The sequence below is a fragment of the Caballeronia sp. M23-90 genome, from assembly GCF_053574605.1.
This window is the reverse complement of record NZ_JBSIPA010000022.1, coordinates 1-18,479: the sequence shown is the minus strand read 5'-3', so window position 1 is coordinate 18,479 and position 18,479 is coordinate 1. Positions and strand designations below refer to the sequence as shown.

Genomic DNA, 18,479 nt, shown 5'->3' with positions numbered 1-18,479 from the left:
TCAGGCTTGCGTTGCCGATGCGCTGTCTGTCACTGACGCCTTGTCGTTCGCGACGCCCGTGCGCAAGCGCCCTAATATGCCTTCGAGTGCATCGAGATCGCCGAAATCGATCTGCAGCTTGCCGCGCCCTCGCCCGCCCATCTTGATTTTGACGTTCGCCGACAGCAGGTCCGACAATTCTTCCTCGAGGCGGCGCGTATCGCGGCCGCCATCGTTGGCAAGGCGCGCTTTGGTCGCGGGCGCTTCCTTCGTCGTCGACGAAACCAGCTTCTCGGTTTCACGCACCGACATGCGCTTGTTCACCACCTGATTGGCAAGCTGGATCTGCGTGGCGGCATCGACGGCGAGAAGCGCGCGGGCGTGGCCCATGTCCAGGTCGCCTGCCAGCAGCATGGTCTGGACGGGCGTCGCGAGGTTGAGCAAACGCAGCAGGTTGGACACGGCGCTGCGCGAACGTCCGACTGACTCGGCGGCTTGTTCGTGCGTAAAGTTGAAGTCATCGAGAAGACGCTGGATGCCCTGCGCCTCTTCCAGCGGATTCAAATCCTCGCGCTGGATGTTTTCGATCAAGGCCATTGCTGCAGCAGCCTGATCTGGCACGTTTTTCACGAGCACCGGCACTTCTTCGAGGCCGGCCAACTTCGCGGCGCGAAAACGGCGTTCGCCCGCGATGATTTCGTAGCGGTCATCGCCGATGGAACGCACGAGGATCGGCTGCATCACGCCCTGCGAGCGGATGCTCGAAGCAAGCTCCTGGAGGGCGCCCTCGTCCATGCGGGTACGCGGCTGGTACTTGCCGGCCTGCATGGAATCGAGGCGCAGCACGCTCGGCAAGCCCTCGCTGCGCACGGCCTCGGTGATATCCGAACTACCGCCCAGCAGAGCTTCGAGCCCGCGTCCCAGACCCTTCTTTTTCATCGTCGCGTTCATCTTGCTTCCTCGTTCTGCCATCTTCCCAATCCGTCCATTAAAGCGCGCGAACGCGCTCGATCATTTCCGTGCCGAACTGGATATACGCCTGCGCCCCACGCGATGCCCGGTCGAACACGACCCCCGGCAATCCATAGCTTGGCGCTTCGGCCAGACGGACATTTCGCGGAATGACAACGTCAAAAAGCTTGTCGCCGAAATGCTGTTTCAGTTGATCCGATACTTGCTGCTGCAACGTGATGCGTGGATCGAACATCACCCGCAACAATCCGATGACCTTCAGATCGCGGTTCAGATTCGCGTGAACCTGCTTGATCGTGTTGACCAGATCCGATAATCCTTCGAGAGCGAAGTATTCGCACTGCATCGGGATGACAACGCCGTGCGCCGCGCACAACCCGTTCAGCGTCAGCAGCGACAAAGCGGGCGGGCAATCGATGAGGATGAAGTCGTAGTCGGCCTGGACATCGGCGAGTGCATGGCGCAGCACGCGTTCGCGGTTTTCCACGCCGACCAACTCAACTTCCGCGCCGGCCAGTTCGCGGTTTGCGGGCAAGACGTCGTATTTGACGGCATCCGTACGCGTGCTTGCTTCGCGTACCGTGACGCCGTTCACGAGCACGTCGTAGACGGTGTTTTCAACGGCAGCTTTGTCGATACCGCTGCCCATCGTCGCGTTACCCTGGGGATCAAGGTCGATCAGCAAAACCCGCTGGTCGAGCGCCGCCAGGCTCGCAGCAAGATTGACCGCGGTGGTCGTTTTTCCAACGCCGCCCTTCTGGTTCGCGACGCAGAATATCTTCGCCATCGTGATTTGTCCCTTCTTTGCTACCTGGACTTCAGGCTCGCTTGAGATGTCGACAGCAGTGTTCAATGTTGGGCCGCTCCGATTTCAATTTCGATCAGGTGGCGCTCGGCGTCGAGCATGGGCACGCGCAGGCGTTCAATACGGTTGACTTTGGCATAGGCAGGAAGACGCTCGATCTCGCCTTCGGGCCGAATGCCTTTCATCGCCCAGATGCGACCGTTGTCGGCAACCAGATGACGCGCAAGTGTAACGAAGTCGGAGAGCTCCGCGAACGCGCGGGACACGATTACGTCAAAAAGACCCGGGACTTCCAAACCCGGGCGCAGGCTTTCTACCCGGCCGGTCACCACGGACAGATTGCTCAGTCCGAGCTGCAGCTTGGCTTGTGACTGGAATGCCGTTTTCTTGTGCACGATGTCGTTAAGCGTGACTTGCCAATCGGGCAGTACGATCGCCATCACGATGCCGGGCAAACCGCCGCCCGAGCCGACATCCAGCGCTGTCCGGGCAATACCAGACTCCGCCATGTGCGGAACAATCGCGAGTGAATCAAGAATGTGCTGGATCAACATCTGACGCGGGTCGCGGATCGCCGTGAGGTTGTACACCGCGTTCCATTTACCGAGCAGCGTCACATAGTCGAGCAGTTTCTGGCGCTGCACTTTCGTGACATCGGTTGCGAGCTGCTCGATGCCTTCGTTCAACAGCGCGCTCAGTCCGGCTTCACCGGCATCACGCTTCATCACGAGACGGAGCGAGCGTCGCCACGCCCTGCCCGATTGTTTCCCGTGGAATCATTGTGGCGACCAAAAGTGCGCTTCAGATGAACCATGAGCAGGGAAATTGTCGCCGGGGTGATGCCCGAGATGCGCGATGCCTGCCCAATCGTTTCCGGACGATGCTGGATCAGCTTTTGGCGCGCCTCGAACGAGAGTCCGCGTACTTCTGCGTAGTCAAACCCTTCCGGGAGACGCGTGTTTTCATGCGACCCATTGCGTTCGATCTCACCAGCTTGACGATCGATATAGCCTTGATACTTCACGGCAATCTCGATTTGCTCCTCGATTTGACTGAGCAGTACCGGATCTTCCGCCAGCGGCGCGTCGGGCCCGGACGTGTTTCCACGCAACGAGCATACGTCGGCGTACGTCACACCCGGGCGACGCAGCAACTCGGCAAGACTGTATTCGTGATCGATCGCTTTACCGAGCAAAGCTGTGGCTTCATCGACAGGCAACGTTTTCGGGGTGACCCACGTAGTTTTGAGTCGTTGTGTTTCACGTGAAACAGCGTCGCGCTTTGCATTGAACACGTTCCAACGGGAGTCATCGACCACGCCAAGCGTTCGGCCAATCTCCGTCAGACGCATGTCGGCGTTGTCTTCCCGCAGCGACAAGCGATACTCAGCGCGGCTAGTAAACATCCGATACGGCTCAGACACGCCCTGCGTTACCAGATCGTCGACCAAAACCCCCAGATACGCCTCGTCCCGGCGCGGGCACCATGCCTCACGCCCGCTCACTTGCAAGGCCGCATTTATCCCCGCCAACAAGCCCTGCGCGCCCGCTTCTTCGTAGCCCGTCGTACCGTTGATCTGTCCTGCGAAGAACAATCCGCCTATCACCTTGGTCTCCAGCGATGCCTTCAGGCCACGCGGATCGAAGTAATCATATTCAATGGCGTAACCCGGACGCAGGATGTGGGCGTGTTCAAGGCCTTTCATCGAACGGACAAGTGCGAGTTGGATATCGAACGGCAAACTGGTCGAGATGCCATTCGGGTAAAACTCGTTTGTCGTTAAACCTTCGGGCTCGAGGAAGATCTGGTGCGAATCTTTCGACGCAAACCGATGAATCTTGTCTTCGATCGATGGACAATACCGCGGCCCGACGCCTTCGATAACCCCCGTGTACATTGGTGAACGGTCAAGACCAGAACGGATGATGTCGTGGGTACGTTCGTTCGTATGCGTTACCCAGCAAGGCACTTGGCGCGGATGCTGTTCAACGCGACCGAGAAATGAGAAGACTGGGATCGGATCGAGATCGCCCGGCTGTTCTTCGAGCTTCGAGTAATCGATCGTGCGGCCATCAATACGCGGCGGCGTACCCGTTTTCAGCCGTCCTTGCGGGAGCTTTAACTCCTTCAAGCGCGCCGACAGCGTTACTGCAGCCGGATCGCCCGCCCGTCCACCCGTGTAATTGTTCAAGCCCACGTGAATCTTTCCATCGAGGAAAGTGCCAGCCGTCAGCACCACGGCCTTGGCCCGGAATTGCACGCCAACCTGCGTCACGGCGCCGACAACACGGTCGCCTTCAACCATCAAGTCTTCCACTGCTTGCTGAAACAGCCACAAATTAGGCTGGTTCTCGAGCCGATGCCGGATTGCCTGCTTGTACAGAACACGGTCTGCCTGCGCGCGCGTTGCGCGCACTGCCGGGCCTTTCGAGGAGTTCAATATTCGGAACTGAATGCCCGCCTCGTCAGTCGCTGCGGCCATCGCGCCACCTAGCGCGTCGATTTCCTTGACCAGATGTCCTTTCCCAATCCCTCCGATCGACGGATTGCAGCTCATCTGGCCCAGCGTTTCGATGTTATGAGTGAGCAAGAGCGTGCTCGCGCCCATACGGGCCGAGGCCAACGCCGCTTCGGTTCCAGCGTGACCGCCGCCAACGACGATCACATCGAATTCAGTTGGATAAAGCATGGGTTCCCGCGCGAGGTGGCGGACCTTCGAAAGAGATATCGAAGAATTATACCGGTTAGCTTTTACCGCGATTCGGCCCCAAGCCGTGAAAGCAAAAAAATGGCGTGTTTCACGTGAAACACGCCATCTTTAATTGGAGGTGACAGGATCGCTACGCAACCTTTTTGGCAAGACCCAGATAGGTCTCAATAACTTTCGGATCATGAGCTAATGCGGTCGCTGCACCTTCCATGGCGAACTCGCCGGTTTCGAGCACATACCCATAGTCCGAAATTTGAAGCGCAGCGCGCGCATTCTGCTCGATGAGCAATGTTGCGACGCCGGTCTGACGAAGCGCACTGATGATGTGGAAGATCTCTTTCACGATCAATGGCGCCAAGCCGAGACTGGGTTCATCGAGCATGAGCAAGTCGGGCTTGCCCATCAGCGCACGCCCGACCGCAAGCATTTGTCGTTCACCGCCGGACAACGTACCTGCCGCCTGCCTGCGCCGTTCCTTCAACCGTGGAAACAGGTCGAACACATGCTCGAGCTGATCCAGATAATTGCGTTCGCCCGCCCGCTTCCTCCGATACGCCCCCAGCACCAAGTTGTCTTCCACGGTCATGCTCGCAAACAGCTCGCGCTTTTCCGGCACCAGACACATTCCACGTGAAACACGCTTTTCGATAGGAAGCGTGGAAACCTCTTCGTTGCGGTATCGGATCGTACCGTTAGCATATCCAGTGGACGGCAACGCACCCATGATTGCGTTGAGCAATGTCGACTTGCCTGCTCCATTGGGTCCGATCACCGAAACAATCTGACCGGCACCCACAGTCAGCTTCCCATCATGCAACGCTTCGACCTTGCCGTAACGGACGGATAAACCGTCAACCTGAAGAATTGCATCGGCCATTAATCCACCCCGCCCAAATAAGCTTCCAATACCGCTGGATCTTTCTGCACGTCCTGCGGCAGACCTTCCGCGATCCTTGTACCAAACTCCATCACTACAAGCCGATCCGTCAGATTCATGACGAAATCCATATCGTGTTCGACAAGAAGTACGCTCATGCCCTCGCCCTTCAGGCGTCGCAACAGTTCAGCGAGTTGCTGCTTCTCCTGATAACGCAAACCTGCAGCCGGCTCGTCGAGTAATAGCAAATTCGGATCGCAGCACAGTGCACGGGCGATTTCGAGGATTCGTTGCTGTCCGAGTGCAAGACTGCCGGCTTCATCGTAGAGATGCTTCTCCAGCCCAACGCGTTTGATTTGCTTCGCCGCTTCGGCCATCAGCCGCGCTTCTTCCGCCGCGTTCAGCCGAACAACGCTGCGCCAGACGCCCGTCTTGCCGCGCAAATGCGCGCCGATAGCGACGTTCTCCAGCACCGTCATGCCCGATAGCAATCTCACATGTTGGAACGTCCGTCCGATTCCCCGTTTGACGATTTCACGTGAGCTCAGCGTATCGATGCGCTCGCCCTGGAACGTGATCGATCCGCTCGTAGCCTGCAATACACCGGTCACAAGGTTGAACGTCGTCGATTTCCCTGCGCCGTTCGGACCGATCAGGCCGATGATTTCGCCCGCCTTCACCTGAAAACTGACATCGTTGACTGCAACGAGACCGCCGAACTGCTTGCGGGCTTTATCGACCACTAGCAGCGGTTCGCCCGCGACCGGCCTCGCGCGTTGCGGCAACGCATCGGCATGATCGGCAACGCGCGCACGCGGGCCGCTGGGAAACAGCCGAGCCACAAACGGCCAGACACCCTGGCGCGCGTATTGAAGCAGCAAGACCATCAACACACCGAAAACGATGATCTCGAAGTTTCCATTCGATCCGAGCAGCTTGGGCAACAGCGTCTGCAAATAATCTTGCAGGACGGTGAGGATAGTCGCGCCCAGAACCGCACCCCAGACATGCGATACACCGCCTACCACCGCCATGAAAAGGAATTCGATACCGTGGTTCAAGCCGAACGGCGTCGGGTTCACCGCACGCTGCAAATGCGCGTACAGAAAGCCCGAAATGGCTGCGAGCACGGCTGCGTAGACGAAGATCACCACGCGCATCCACGCGGTGTTCACGCCCATGGCTTCGGCCATCGTGCCACCGCCGCGCAATGCGCGAATCGCGCGTCCAGGACGGCTGTTGAGCAGGTTCTGGACCGATATGACCGCCAGCAGCACCACGACCCAGATCAGGTAGTAGATTGACCGCCCCGATTCGAGATGCCAGCCGAAAAGGTTAAGTATTGGAATACCGTTGATGCCGTCGTACTTGCCGAGAAACTCCAGGTTCCCGAACAGGAAGAACAGCGACAAGCCCCACGCGATGGTTCCAAGCGGCAGGAAGTGCCCGGACAGCCGCATGGTCACCATGCCGAGCAGCAACGCGATCAACGCCGTCAGCACCACGCCGACAATCAACGCAAGCCACGGCGAGACGCCGAACTGCGTGGTGAGATAAGCCGTCGAGTACGCGCCCACGCCGACAAACGCCGCCTGCCCGAAGCTCGTCATCCCGCCAATCCCGGTCAGCAACACGAGCCCGATGGCGACAATCGAATACAAGCCGATGTAGTTCAACAATGTGATCCAGTACTCGGGCATGCGGATGGGTTGCGGCAGGACGGGCAACGCAAAAACAAGCACAAGGAACACGACGAACACTTTCTTCTGCATCAGGAATTTCATCGCGTCACTCCTCTTCTTCATCCGAATGCGGGCTTGCGAGACTCCGCCACAACAGCACCGGAATGATCAGCGTGAACACGATCACCTCTTTATAAGCACTTGCCCAGAACGACGAATACGATTCCAGCAATCCGACCAGCAGCGACCCGGCCGCGGCGAGCGGATAACTCACCAGTCCGCCCACGATCGCGCCCACGAATCCCTTCAAGCCGATAAGAAACCCCGAGTCGTAATAGATGGTCGTGATCGGCGCCACGAGGATGCCGCAGAGCGCCCCCAAGCCGGCCGCGAGCGTGAAGGCAAGCCTTCCAGCCTGCGTCGTACCGATGCCCACCAGGCGGGCGCCAAGCCGGTTCACGGAGGTTGCGCGCAAGGCTTTGCCGGAGATGGTTTTATCGAAGTAAAAATACAGCGCGGCGATCAACACGACCGCCGTGCCCACCACCCAGATGCTCTGCCCGGAGATGGAAACGCTGCCGAGGTTGAAGGTGGCATCGGAGAAAGCCGTTGTGCGAGAGCCTTCCGCGCCGAACATGACAAGACCCAGGCCGACCATCGCAAAATGCACCGCGACCGCCACGATCAACAGCAACAACGTGCTGGCTTCCGCGATCGGCTCATAGGCCAGTCGATACACAAACGGTCCCATCGGAATCACGATCAGCAAGGTCAATGCGATTTGCGCGATCATCGGCAACGGCTGCGCGGCGACGCTTCGCGTAAGCGCATAAACAGCAATGGGAAATAGCAGGTACTTGCCCGCGAGAATCGCCAGCGTGCGCGCGATCTGCCTGTGCCGCGAGGGATGCCGCGCAATGCCTGCAAGCTCCGCGACAAAGCACCCCACGCCCATCGCAATAAGCAGCCAGCAGGTGGCCGGCAGCTTCTGCGTTTGCAGCGCCGCGAGCGTCAACGCGCCGTATGCCACGAACTCGCCCTGCGGGATGAAGATGACACGCGTCACCGAAAACACCAGGACCAGCGCGAGCGCGAGCAATGCGTAGATCGCGCCGGTGGTGATGCCGTCTTGCGCGAGGATCGCCGCAATCGATAAGTCCATACTTCCTCTTTGAGAACATTCTTAAATCGGGCCGCCGGCCGGCCCATAGAAGCATAAAAACTCCGGAACGCTAACGCACCAAATTGCCGGTGTGCAAGCTCACGATGACGTCAGTCGTTCTGCACTTTCCACTTGCCATCGACGATCTGCACCATCACGCGTGCACGATTGTCGAGGCCGTTGTGATCGGCGGGCGTGGTGTTCATCACGCCGTGTGCGAGCGGCAAGTCCTTGAGGTTCTCGAGCGCGTTGCGCAAGGCCACGCGGAACGCCTCTGTGCCAGGCTGAGCGGTCTTGAGCGCTTCGCCAATGGCCCGTTGCAGCATCTGGCCAGCGTCCCATGAATGACCACCGAACGTCGATACCGAACCCACGCCATAGGCTTTCTCGTAAGCCGCCTTGTACGCCAGCGCGGACTTCTTGACCGGGTTGCTGTCAGGCAATTGATCCGCCACGAGGATGGGTCCGGCGGGCAGCAATTCGCCGTCGCAATCCTTGCCGCACACGCGCAGGAAATCGTTGTTCGCCACGCCATGCGTCTGATAAACCTTGCCCTTGTAGCCGCGCTCCTTCAGCGCCTTCGCAGGCAATGCCGCCGGCGTTCCCGCGCCCGCAATCAGGATCGCATCGGGATTCGCGCTGAGCGTCTTGAGCACCTGGCCGGTGACCGATGTATCAGCACGGGCGAAGCGCTCGTTCGCGACGATTTTCAATTTATGCGCGGCGGCCGCCGTGTTGAACACGCTATACCAGCCTTCGCCATACGCATCCGCGAAGCCGATAAAACCGACCGTCTTCACGCCGTGCTTTTCCATGTAGTCGGCGATGGCATCGGCCATGAGGCTGTCGTTTTGCGGCGTCTTGAATGCCCACGCGCGCTTTGGGTCCATCGGCGAGATGATCGCCGCCGATGCCGCCATGGAGATCATCGGCGTCTTGCTCTGGCTCGCGGGATCGAGCATGGCGAGCGAGTTCGGCGTGACCGTGGAACCGACGATGGCATCGACATGATCTTCATCGATCAGCTTGCGCGTGTTCTGCACGGCGCGGCTGGTGTCCGATCCGTCATCGAGCACGATGTACTCCACCGTCTTGCCGCCGATTTCCTTCGGCCACAACGCAACGGTATTTTTCTCGGGAATCCCAAGCGATGCCGCCGGACCCGTGGCCGATAACGTCACGCCGATCTTCACCTGCGCGACCGCCGCGCTCGCAGCTAACACCAACGCAACACCGAGCGCCGCGCTCGTGAGCTGCCCTTTGATCATTTTCATTGCATCGTCTCCAGACGCTATGCCCTCGCGCACGCCGCGTGCGTTCAGGCGAGTTGTTATAAGTATTCGTTGAGCGATCGTTTACTTATCGCCGCTCAATCCACAAAAAAAGGCGCGTTCGAAGCAACGCGCCTTTGATCGGTTCTTATGGTCGTGTCGGCTGCCGTCAGTCTTTGACGAGCTTCCACTGACCACCGACGATCTCGACCATCACGCGTGCGCGTTGATCGAGTCCCGAGTGATCGGCTGCGCTCATGTTGAAGATACCGTGCGATCCGGCCAGATCCTTCGTGCTCTCGATTGCTGCGCGCAACGCTTCGCGGAAGGCTTGCGACCCGGGCTGCCCCGCTTTCAACGCGATAGGAATAGCCCGCTGCAACAACAAGCCGGCGTCCCATGCATGTCCGCCAAAAGTCGATACCGAACCCGCACCGTAAGCGCCTTCATAGGCCTGCTTGTACGTCAGCGCGGACTTCTTCACGGGGTTCGAATCAGGCAATTGCGCTGCGACCAGCAACGGCCCCGCCGGCAGGAACGTACCCTCGCAATCCTTGCCGCACACGCGCAGGAAGTCATTGTTCGCCACGCCGTGCGTCTGATAAATCTTGCCCTTGTAGCCGCGCTCCTTCAGCGTCTTTTGCGGCAATGCGGCCGGCGTACCCGCGCCCGCGATCAACACCGCATCCGGGTTCTGCGACATCGCCTTCAGGACCTGCCCTGTCACCGATGCATCGTTACGAGCAAAGCGTTCGTTCGCAACCACCTTGATCTTCGCGAGATCGGCGGCCTTCGTGAACTCCTTGAACCAGCTTTCGCCATACGCGTCGCTGAAACCGATGAACGCCACCGACTTCACGCCATGATTCGACATATGCGTGGCAATGGCAGTCGCCATCAGGATGTCGTTCTGCGGCGTCTTGAATACCCATGCGCGCTTTGCATCCATGGGTTCCACGATAGTCGCGGCAGCCGCCATGGAAATCATGGGCGTGCTGGTCTCCGACGCAACGTCGATCATGGCCAGCGAATTGGGGACTACGGTAGAACCGATCAATGCATCGACGTGATCTTCGCTTGTCAGCTTGCGTGCGTTCTTGACGGCTTGCGTGGAATCCGTCGCGTCGTCCAGCACGATGTACTGCATCTTCTGCCCGGCGATCTCTTTCGGCAGTAATGCGATGGTGTTCTTTTCCGGAATGCCCAGCGATGCAGCCGGACCAGTTGCGGACAGCGTGACCCCGATTTTTACGTCTGCGAAAGCCTGCGTGCTAATAGCTGCGGATGCGCTCGCGGCGAATAATGCCGTTGTGATCCAGCGTAAAACCAACTTCATCGATATACCCCGTAATGTGTTTGTTCACTGCCCGCGATTTTACGGTTTTTATATCCCGACCACGCGGTCGGTGAATGCGAGTGTAGCGGACTGAGGCCGTATGGGGCAAGGGATTTGAAGGTTTCGGGGCCTGCAAACGTATGCCCTCCAACGCAATAGAAAATGCGCGGGAAAACCCGAATGAAATCGATAAATAATAGGGAATGCCGCGAATGGGCCTGAAGTCGGATTCAAGTGGCATAAACGCGAAGCACAAATAAAAAGCGCTGTTGGAATCATCCAACAGCGCTTTCGGTCGGGCACTTGATGCCTCGTTGTCTCCTCGTTCTCCACCTCAAAATTCGGGTGCAACAGAACTGAAACGGATATTAGATTGCGCAACGAATACCGACAACCTAGCATTTACCCTAGTGGTGCATAAAAGCACCTTAACTGGGCGTGTGTCCATCTGCGCCCGGATTAATGGCAGAAACAGCGCGATAGAACTAAGGGTTAGTTCGGATCCCCAAGCAATGTCCACGCTTTAACCGCGCAGCGGACGAACCTTGGCGATTATCTCGCCGACGATTCCGCGCCTGAAAAGCAGCACACACGCTATAAAGATAAGCCCCGTTACGATCGTCACTGACTCGCCAAGTGAATTGAACCAGTCGATGCCGGTAAGCCGTGTCAAACCGGTGCCGATATCGCCAAGACGATTTTCCAGCGCCACGATAATGAACGCGCCGAGCAAAGGTCCGAACATCGTGCTCATGCCGCCGACGAGCGTCATCAGTACAACGAGACCCGACATGGTCCAGTAGGCATCGCCCAGGGTTTCGAACCCGAGTACCAGCGTTTGCAGTGCGCCGGCCAATCCGGCAAGCCCCGCCGACAACACGAACGCCAGCAGTTTGAAGCGCGATGTATCGTACCCAAGCGAGATTGCGCGTGGTTCATTCTCCTTGATCGCAATCAGCACCTGGCCAAACGGCGAATGCACGATCCGCACGATAAACCCGAACGCCAGCACCATCACCAGCAGCACGACATAGTAGAGCGTCAGGTCGGAACTGAGACTGATCGCGCCGAAGAGCTTGCCGCGCGGCACGCCTTGCAGGCCGTCCTCGCCGTGCGTGAACGGCGCCTGCAGGAACACGAAGTAGACCATCTGCGCGAGGGCGAGCGTGACCATCGCGAAGTAGATGCCCTGGCGGCGGATCGCAAACAAGCCGACGATCAGCCCAAGGACCGTGGCGACCGCCGTCCCCGCGATCACGCCGAGTTCCGGCGTAAAGCCCAGCGTCTGGATGGCGTAACCCGCCGTATAACCCGCGCTTGCGAGGAACATTGCATGGCCAAACGACAGCAACCCCGTATAGCCGATCAACAAATTGAACGCCGCCGCAAATAACGCGAAGCACAGTACCTTCATCATGAAGACAGGATAGATCCCCAGGAACGGCGCCGCGATCAGGCCGGCCAGCAATACGCCGTAGAGTACTTTTCTCAACATCATTTTTCCTTGCCGAAAAGTCCCGCCGGGCGCACGAGCAGCACCAGCGCCATGATGACGAAGACGACTGTCGCGGACGCTTCCGGATAAAACACGCGGGTCAGGCCTTCAATCACGCCGAGGCCGAGGCCGGTGAGTATCGAGCCCATGATGGAACCCATGCCGCCGATCACCACCACCGCGAACACGGTGATGATCATCGACTGGCCCATCAGCGGCGAGACCTGGATCACGGGCGCGGCAAGCACGCCGGCAAAGGCCGCGAGCGCGACGCCGAAACCGTAGGTGAGTGTGACCATCAAAGGCACGTTGATGCCGAATGCCTCGACCATCTTCGGATTCTCGGTGCCTGCACGAAGATACGCGCCAAGCCGCGTTTTCTCAATGACGAACCAGGTCGCAAAACACACTACGAGCGATGCAACCACGACCCACGCGCGATAGTTCGGCAAATACATGAAGCCGAGATTCGTCGCGCCGGCGAGCATCGAAGGTACGTCGTAGGGCTGCCCTGATGATCCGTACACCGAACGAAATACGCCTTCAATCACGAGCGTCAGGCCAAACGTAAGCAGCAGGCCATAAAGATGGTCGAGCTTGTAAAGCCAGCGCAGCATCGTGCGTTCAATCACAATGCCGAATACGCCGACAATCAGGGGCGCGAGCACGAGCATCGCCCAGTAGGGCACGTTGAAATAGGAGAAGCCCATCCACGTGAGCATTGCGCCCAGCATGAACAACGCGCCGTGCGCAAAGTTGATCACGTTGAGCAGGCCGAAGATCACCGCGAGGCCAAGGCTCAGGATGGCGTAGAAAGAACCGTTCACCAGTCCGAGCAGCAACTGGCTCATCATCGCTGCGAGCGGAATGCCGAAAATTTCCATTGAATCTGCCGTCAAAGGTGTTTCGACGCATGCGGTCCCGTAAGACAACATGCGTCGATCGATCATGCGGATTCGCTTTCGATGCAAATCCGCAAAGCGGTCACTGCCGGCCGCTTATTTCCACAAAGCGCAGCGCGATTCAGCTTTGGTCGCGAACGCCTGGTCACCCGGAATGGTCGCGGTGATCTTGTAGTAATCCCACGGTTCCTTCGACTCAGACGGCTTCTTCACTTCCATCAGGTACATGTCGTGAATCATGCTGCCGTCGGCACGGATGTAGCCGTTCTGCGTGTAGAAGTCGTTGATCTTCGCCTTGTGCAACTGGTCCATGACCTTGTCGCTGTCGGTCGTACCGGCCGCCTGCACTGCCTTCAGGTAGGTCGTGACGGCCGAGTAATCCGCGGCATGAAGACTCGTCGGCATCTTCTTCATCTTCGCGAAGTAGCGTTGCGCCCAGGCGCGCGTCGTTGCGTCCTTGTTCCAGTACCAGCTATCCGTCGCCACCAGCCCTTGCGTGGTTTCGAGGCCAAGGCTGTGGATATCGGTCAGGAAGATCAGCAGCGCGGCAATCTTCATCTGCTTGGTGATGCCGAATTCCTTCGCGGCCTTGATCGAGTTGATGGTGTCGCCACCGGCGTTGGCAAGACCGAGCACCTGCGCCTTCGACGCTTGCGCCTGCAACAAGAACGACGAAAAATCCGACGCCGACAGCGGATGACGCACCGCGCCCAGCACTTGGCCGCCGTTCGCTTTCACCACGTCCGAGGTGTTCTTTTCCAGCGCCTTGCCGAACGCGTAGTCCGCCGTGAGGAAGTACCACGTCTTGCCGCCCTGCTTCGTCACGGCCGAGCCCGTGCCCTTGGCGAGCGCCATGGTGTCGTACGCGTAATGAACCGTGTACGGCGTGCATTGTTCGTTGGTGAGGTTATCCGCGCCCGCACCAATGTTGATGTACGGGATCTTCTTCTCGCCGGCGACCTGGTTCGTCGACAAGGCCGTCGCCGAATTCGTTCCGCCGATGATCACGTTCACACCATCGCGATCGATCCATTCACGTGCGCGCGACGCCGCAATGTCAGCCTTGTTCTGGTGATCCGCGTAGACGAGTTCGATGGGCTTGCCATTCACCTTGCCGCCGAAATCGGCGATTGCCATGCGGATCGATTCGAGTCCGCCTTGCCCGTCGATGTCCGCATAAAGACCCGAAAGGTCCGTGATGTAGCCGATCTTCACCGTATCGCCAGGCGCCGCCTGAACGTTGCCCGCCATCAGCGATGCCGTGGCCGCGGCAACGGCCATGCAGATACCCGAGAGGCGCGCGAGGGTCTTCTTCTTCATTACAGTCTCCGTTGAGTTGTTGTTCTTGCTGCTGGCCGCGTGCCGAACCGGGTCATACCCCGAGCAGTTCGTGCAGCACCGGCATTTTCGTTTCGAGTTCCCCGGCATTGAAGTGCTCGACAATCTTCCCGTGCTCCATGACGTAGAAGCGATCGGCGAGCGGCGCCGCGAAGCGAAAATTCTGTTCGACCATGACGATGGTGTAACCCCGCGCCTTGAGCATCAGGATCATCCGTGCAAGCGTCTGCACGATCACAGGGGCGAGCCCTTCCGAGATCTCGTCGAGCAGCAACAGGTTTGCGCCCGTGCGCAAGATGCGCGCAACGGCCAGCATCTGCTGTTCGCCGCCGGAAAGCCGCGTCCCCTGGCTATGGCGACGCTCCTTGAGATTGGGAAACATCGAATAGATTTCATCGATGGACATGGCTTCCTTCGGATTCCCGACTACCGGCGGAAGCATCAGGTTTTCCTCGCACGACAAGCTCGAGAAGATGCCGCGTTCTTCCGGGCAATAACCCACGCCGTAATGCGCGATCTTGTGTGTCGACATGCCGACCGTCTCGTGTCCGCCGATACGGATCGAGCCCGTGCGCCGTCCGGTCAGGCCCATGATCGCGCGCATCGTGGTCGTGCGGCCCGCGCCATTGCGCCCGAGCAGCGTGACCACTTCGCCGCGGCTCACCTTCAGATCCACGCCGTGCAGGATATGCGACTCGCCGTACCACGCTTGCGCGCCGACAAGTTCGAGCGCAGGCTCACCCGCCGATGCATCGCGCGATTGTTGTGCGCGGCGTTCTTCCACGATCGTGCTCATGCGTGCGCTCCGGCAAGGGCGGCGTCGGCGCTGCCCATATAGGCTTCCATCACGAGCGCGTTCTTCGATACCTCCGCGTAGCTGCCCTCGGCCAATACTTCCCCGCGTTGCAGGACGGTGATGGTGTCCGAGATCCCGGCGATCACGTTCATGTTGTGCTCGACCATGAGAATGGTGCGTCCCACCGACACTTTCTTGATCAGCGCTGTCACGCGGTCCACGTCTTCATGTCCCATGCCTTGCGTGGGTTCATCGAGCAGCATGAGTTCGGGTTCCATCGACAATGTGGTGGCGATTTCGAGCGCGCGCTTGCGGCCGTATGAAAGTTCGACCGTGGTGGTATCGGCGAAATCGGTCAGGCCGACTTGCGTGAGCAGATCCATGGCACGGTCGTTGAGTTCGTTGAGCACGCGCTCGCTTTTCCAGAACTTGAACGATGTGCCGAGCGATCGCTGCAAGCCAATACGCACGTTCTGCATGACCGTCAGATGCGGGAATACAGCAGAAATCTGAAATGACCGGATCACGCCGCGACGCGCAATCTGCGCCGGACGTTCGCGCGTGATATCGGCTCCGTTGAAAACAATCTGTCCCGCAGTCGGTTCGAGGAACTTGGTAAGCAGGTTGAAGCAAGTGGTCTTGCCGGCGCCGTTGGGACCGATCAATGCATGGATCGAACCCCGGCGCACACGCAGGTTCACATCGTTCACGGCGGTGAAGCCTTTGAATTCTTTTGTCAGGCCGCGGGTTTCCAGAATCGTGTCGCCGAGAATCATGTCCCCTTCCATGCTTGGTTTGAGCCTTAAAGCCCGGCCTTTGTTTTCAGCCTCAACAGGGCGCGCTTTTGGCGCATGCCATCGGTGCTCGCTTTCGTTCGTACGGTGCTTGTGCCCGGGACTTGTGTTGCGGTGCTGGCGTTGTGCTAACTCGTGCTTGCTGCGTTTTTTGCGTGCCGCACAACGCTCGTGCAGACCTGCGGCACATCAGGGACGTCTGATGTATTGTCGCGCCAATGATGCAGCGCAATCATCGGGATTTGCACTTAGTCAGGCGCTTTGTTTTTCAGCCGGGCCGCTTAATCGTTCAAACAATGCGCGTTACTGAACATATCCGGGTCATATTCAGGCACCCGATACCAGCGTGCGAACCTGCGAGCCCAGGAACCTGCGGTCCGCGCGAATCATCTCGCTGGCCCTTTCAGCGATCATCAGCGTTGGCGAGTTGGTATTGCCCGATGTAATGGTCGGCATGACGGAAGCATCGACTACGCGCAGGCCTTCGACGCCAATGACACGCAGGCGGCTGTCGACGACGGCGGCCGGATCGTTATCGGTTCCCATGCGGCACGTCCCGACCGGATGGAAAATCGTCGTGCCGATCTTTCCCGCGGCCACGGCCAGCTCGGCATCGGTCTGGAACGCCGCGCCGGGGAGGATCTCTTCGGGCGAGTACCTGGCGAGCGCGGGCGCGGCCGCGATGCGCCGCGTCAGCTTCAAGGCGTTGACTGCAACCTCGCGATCACGATCCGTCGATAAATAATTGGGCGCGATCAACGGCGCGACCTTCGCATCCGGCGAAGCAATGTGAACGCTTCCCCGCGATGTCGGCCGCAGTGGACACACCGAAGCCGTGAACGCGTTGAACGCATGCAATGGCTCGCCAAACCGGTCCAGCGACAAAGGCTGCACGTGATACTCCACGTCGGGCCGGGTGATGGTTGCATCGTCGGGATTGGATTTGGCGAACGCACCGAGCTGGGACGGCGCCATGGACATTGGCCCGCTGCGCATGACCGCGTATTGCAACCCGATCCACGCCTTGCCCCACCATTTCGCTGAAAGCGTATTCAGGGTGCGTACGCCGCTAACTTTATAAGCCATCCTAAGCTGCAGATGATCCTGCAGATTCTCGCCGACGCCGCGCAGATCCTGGATCACATCGATACCCAGTTTCTGCAGCCGTGCGCCATTGCCAATGCCCGACAGCTCCAGCAATTGCGGCGAGTTCACCGCGCCCGCGCTGACAATCACTTCGCAACGCGCCTTCGCAAGATAGTCCGTGTCGCCGCCGCGATATTCCACGCCGACGCAGCGCTTGCCCTCCATCACGAGGCGCTGGGTATGCGCGCCCGTGATGATGGTGAGATTGGAGCGCTTCATAGCGGGTCGCAAGAATGCCTTCGATGCATTCCAGCGAATCCCGCTGCGCTGGTTGACATCGAAGTAGCCTACGCCCGTGTTGTCGCCGCGGTTGAAGTCATCGGTGGCGGGAAGGCCCGTTTGCTGCGCCGCTTGCGCAAAGGTTTCCAGCACCTTCCACTTGAGCCGCTGCTTTTCAACGCGCCATTCGCCGCCCGTTCCGTGCCACTGGTTGGCGCCACCGTGATGGTCTTCGCTGCGCTTGAAGACGGGCAGCACCGAATCCCAGGACCAGTCGCGGTCGCCGGTAACGGCCGCCCAGTCGTCGTAATCTTCGCGCTGGCCACGCATGTAGATCATGCCGTTGATCGATGAGCATCCGCCCAGCACGCGGCCGCGCGGATAGGAGAGCGAGCGGCCATCGAGTCCGGCTTCCGCCTGCGTCTTATAAAGCCAGTCCGTACGCGGATTGCCGATGCAATATAAATAGCCGACCGGCACGTGAATCCAGTGATAGTTGTCCCGGCCGCCGGCTTCGAGCAGAAGGACGCTCACGTCCGCGTCTTCGGTCAGACGGTTGGCGAGCACGCACCCTGCCGTCCCCGCGCCCACAATGATGTAGTCGAATTCGCCTTCGAGCTTGCGTGCGTCCTGTTTCATCTGCGTCTCCTGCGCGGCTCGCCCGTGGGCCGCCGATCTGATTCGAAGTATTTTTAAGCGTTAATTCTCCACACCCTACTGCGCTCGCAGTGCAGCAATCCAATCAGATATCTTCAATAGCTTTATAAGCCGCGCTAATATCAGGATATGGACCTGACTCTTCTTCGCGCCTTTGTGACCGTCGCCCGTGAGGGGAATCTCACGCGAGCAGCCGTACAACTGCATGTATCGCAACCCGCCGTCAGCCTGCAGATCAAGAATCTGCAGGAAGCGCTGGGCGTGACGCTGTTCGTGCGGCAGCAGCGCTTCGCCGTCGCGCGTGATGATCAAGCCGTGCGACGTCCGCACGAACAGCA

Annotated in this window: 17 protein-coding genes; 1 reads left to right on the top strand and 16 read right to left on the bottom strand. The window is 59.1% G+C overall.

The features are described 5' to 3' along the window. From ACRXB1_RS04310 to ACRXB1_RS04235, 16 genes are all read right to left on the bottom strand, one after another. Positions 1 to 930, bottom strand: a complete 930-nt coding sequence (locus ACRXB1_RS04310) for a ParB/RepB/Spo0J family partition protein (protein ID WP_062168443.1) — start codon at positions 928 to 930, stop codon at positions 1 to 3. 37 nt (positions 931 to 967) lie between these two features. Further along, on the bottom strand, positions 968 to 1,738 hold the full coding sequence (locus ACRXB1_RS04305) for a ParA family protein (RefSeq protein WP_062170303.1): 771 nt from the start codon (positions 1,736 to 1,738) through the stop codon (positions 968 to 970). 62 nt (positions 1,739 to 1,800) lie between these two features. After that, complete coding sequence (rsmG, locus tag ACRXB1_RS04300) at positions 1,801 to 2,481, bottom strand: 16S rRNA (guanine(527)-N(7))-methyltransferase RsmG (protein WP_449491214.1); 681 nt, start codon at positions 2,479 to 2,481, stop codon at positions 1,801 to 1,803. Then, on the bottom strand, positions 2,481 to 4,445 hold the full coding sequence (gene mnmG / locus ACRXB1_RS04295) for a tRNA uridine-5-carboxymethylaminomethyl(34) synthesis enzyme MnmG (RefSeq protein ID WP_449491207.1): 1,965 nt from the start codon (positions 4,443 to 4,445) through the stop codon (positions 2,481 to 2,483). Before mnmG ends, rsmG begins: the two co-directional genes overlap by 1 nt. Before the next feature lie 151 nt (positions 4,446 to 4,596). Then, positions 4,597 to 5,343 carry an ABC transporter ATP-binding protein gene (locus ACRXB1_RS04290; RefSeq protein WP_075359116.1) on the bottom strand — a complete coding sequence of 249 codons (747 nt, stop codon included), beginning with the start codon at positions 5,341 to 5,343 and terminating at the stop codon, positions 4,597 to 4,599. Further along, a complete protein-coding gene (locus ACRXB1_RS04285; RefSeq protein ID WP_449491206.1) occupies positions 5,343 to 7,127 on the bottom strand; it encodes a branched-chain amino acid ABC transporter ATP-binding protein/permease in 1,785 nt (594 codons plus the stop codon). The genes ACRXB1_RS04290 and ACRXB1_RS04285 overlap by 1 nt, the downstream gene beginning before the upstream one ends. 4 nt (positions 7,128 to 7,131) lie before the next feature. Next, positions 7,132 to 8,187 carry a branched-chain amino acid ABC transporter permease gene (locus tag ACRXB1_RS04280; protein WP_075359114.1) on the bottom strand — a complete coding sequence of 352 codons (1,056 nt, stop codon included), beginning with the start codon at positions 8,185 to 8,187 and terminating at the stop codon, positions 7,132 to 7,134. A 110-nt stretch (positions 8,188 to 8,297) separates the two neighbouring features. Beyond that, on the bottom strand, positions 8,298 to 9,461 hold the full coding sequence (locus ACRXB1_RS04275) for an ABC transporter substrate-binding protein (RefSeq protein WP_449491205.1): 1,164 nt from the start codon (positions 9,459 to 9,461) through the stop codon (positions 8,298 to 8,300). 166 nt (positions 9,462 to 9,627) lie between these two features. After that, positions 9,628 to 10,794: an ABC transporter substrate-binding protein gene (locus ACRXB1_RS04270; protein WP_062168457.1), complete on the bottom strand. Its 1,167-nt coding sequence runs from the start codon at positions 10,792 to 10,794 to the stop codon at positions 9,628 to 9,630. Further along, positions 10,730 to 11,077 (bottom strand): hypothetical protein, encoded by a 348-nt coding sequence (locus ACRXB1_RS04265; RefSeq protein WP_449491204.1) that lies wholly within the window; start codon positions 11,075 to 11,077, stop codon positions 10,730 to 10,732. The genes ACRXB1_RS04270 and ACRXB1_RS04265 overlap by 65 nt, the downstream gene beginning before the upstream one ends. Positions 11,078 to 11,317: 240 nt before the next feature. Further along, a complete protein-coding gene (locus ACRXB1_RS04260; RefSeq protein ID WP_449491213.1) occupies positions 11,318 to 12,289 on the bottom strand; it encodes a branched-chain amino acid ABC transporter permease in 972 nt (323 codons plus the stop codon). Further along, positions 12,289 to 13,173, bottom strand: coding sequence for a branched-chain amino acid ABC transporter permease (locus tag ACRXB1_RS04255; protein ID WP_062170305.1), 885 nt, complete (start codon positions 13,171 to 13,173; stop codon positions 12,289 to 12,291). Before ACRXB1_RS04255 ends, ACRXB1_RS04260 begins: the two co-directional genes overlap by 1 nt. A 114-nt stretch (positions 13,174 to 13,287) precedes the next feature. Continuing rightward, positions 13,288 to 14,511, bottom strand: coding sequence for an ABC transporter substrate-binding protein (locus ACRXB1_RS04250; protein WP_062168460.1), 1,224 nt, complete (start codon positions 14,509 to 14,511; stop codon positions 13,288 to 13,290). Between the two features lie 52 nt (positions 14,512 to 14,563). Continuing rightward, positions 14,564 to 15,325: an ABC transporter ATP-binding protein gene (locus tag ACRXB1_RS04245; RefSeq protein ID WP_174362853.1), complete on the bottom strand. Its 762-nt coding sequence runs from the start codon at positions 15,323 to 15,325 to the stop codon at positions 14,564 to 14,566. Continuing rightward, positions 15,322 to 16,101, bottom strand: coding sequence for an ABC transporter ATP-binding protein (locus tag ACRXB1_RS04240; RefSeq protein WP_056356314.1), 780 nt, complete (start codon positions 16,099 to 16,101; stop codon positions 15,322 to 15,324). The genes ACRXB1_RS04245 and ACRXB1_RS04240 overlap by 4 nt, the downstream gene beginning before the upstream one ends. 345 nt (positions 16,102 to 16,446) lie before the next feature. Beyond that, entirely contained in the window at positions 16,447 to 18,123 is a 1,677-nt protein-coding gene (locus ACRXB1_RS04235) for a GMC family oxidoreductase (RefSeq protein WP_449491203.1), read from the bottom strand. A gap of 147 nt (positions 18,124 to 18,270) precedes the next feature. Here ACRXB1_RS04235 and ACRXB1_RS04230 point away from each other — a divergent pair. Beyond that, positions 18,271 to 18,479, top strand: a 209-nt coding sequence (locus ACRXB1_RS04230) for a LysR family transcriptional regulator (protein ID WP_449491202.1), incomplete at its 3' end; no start/stop codon positions are given.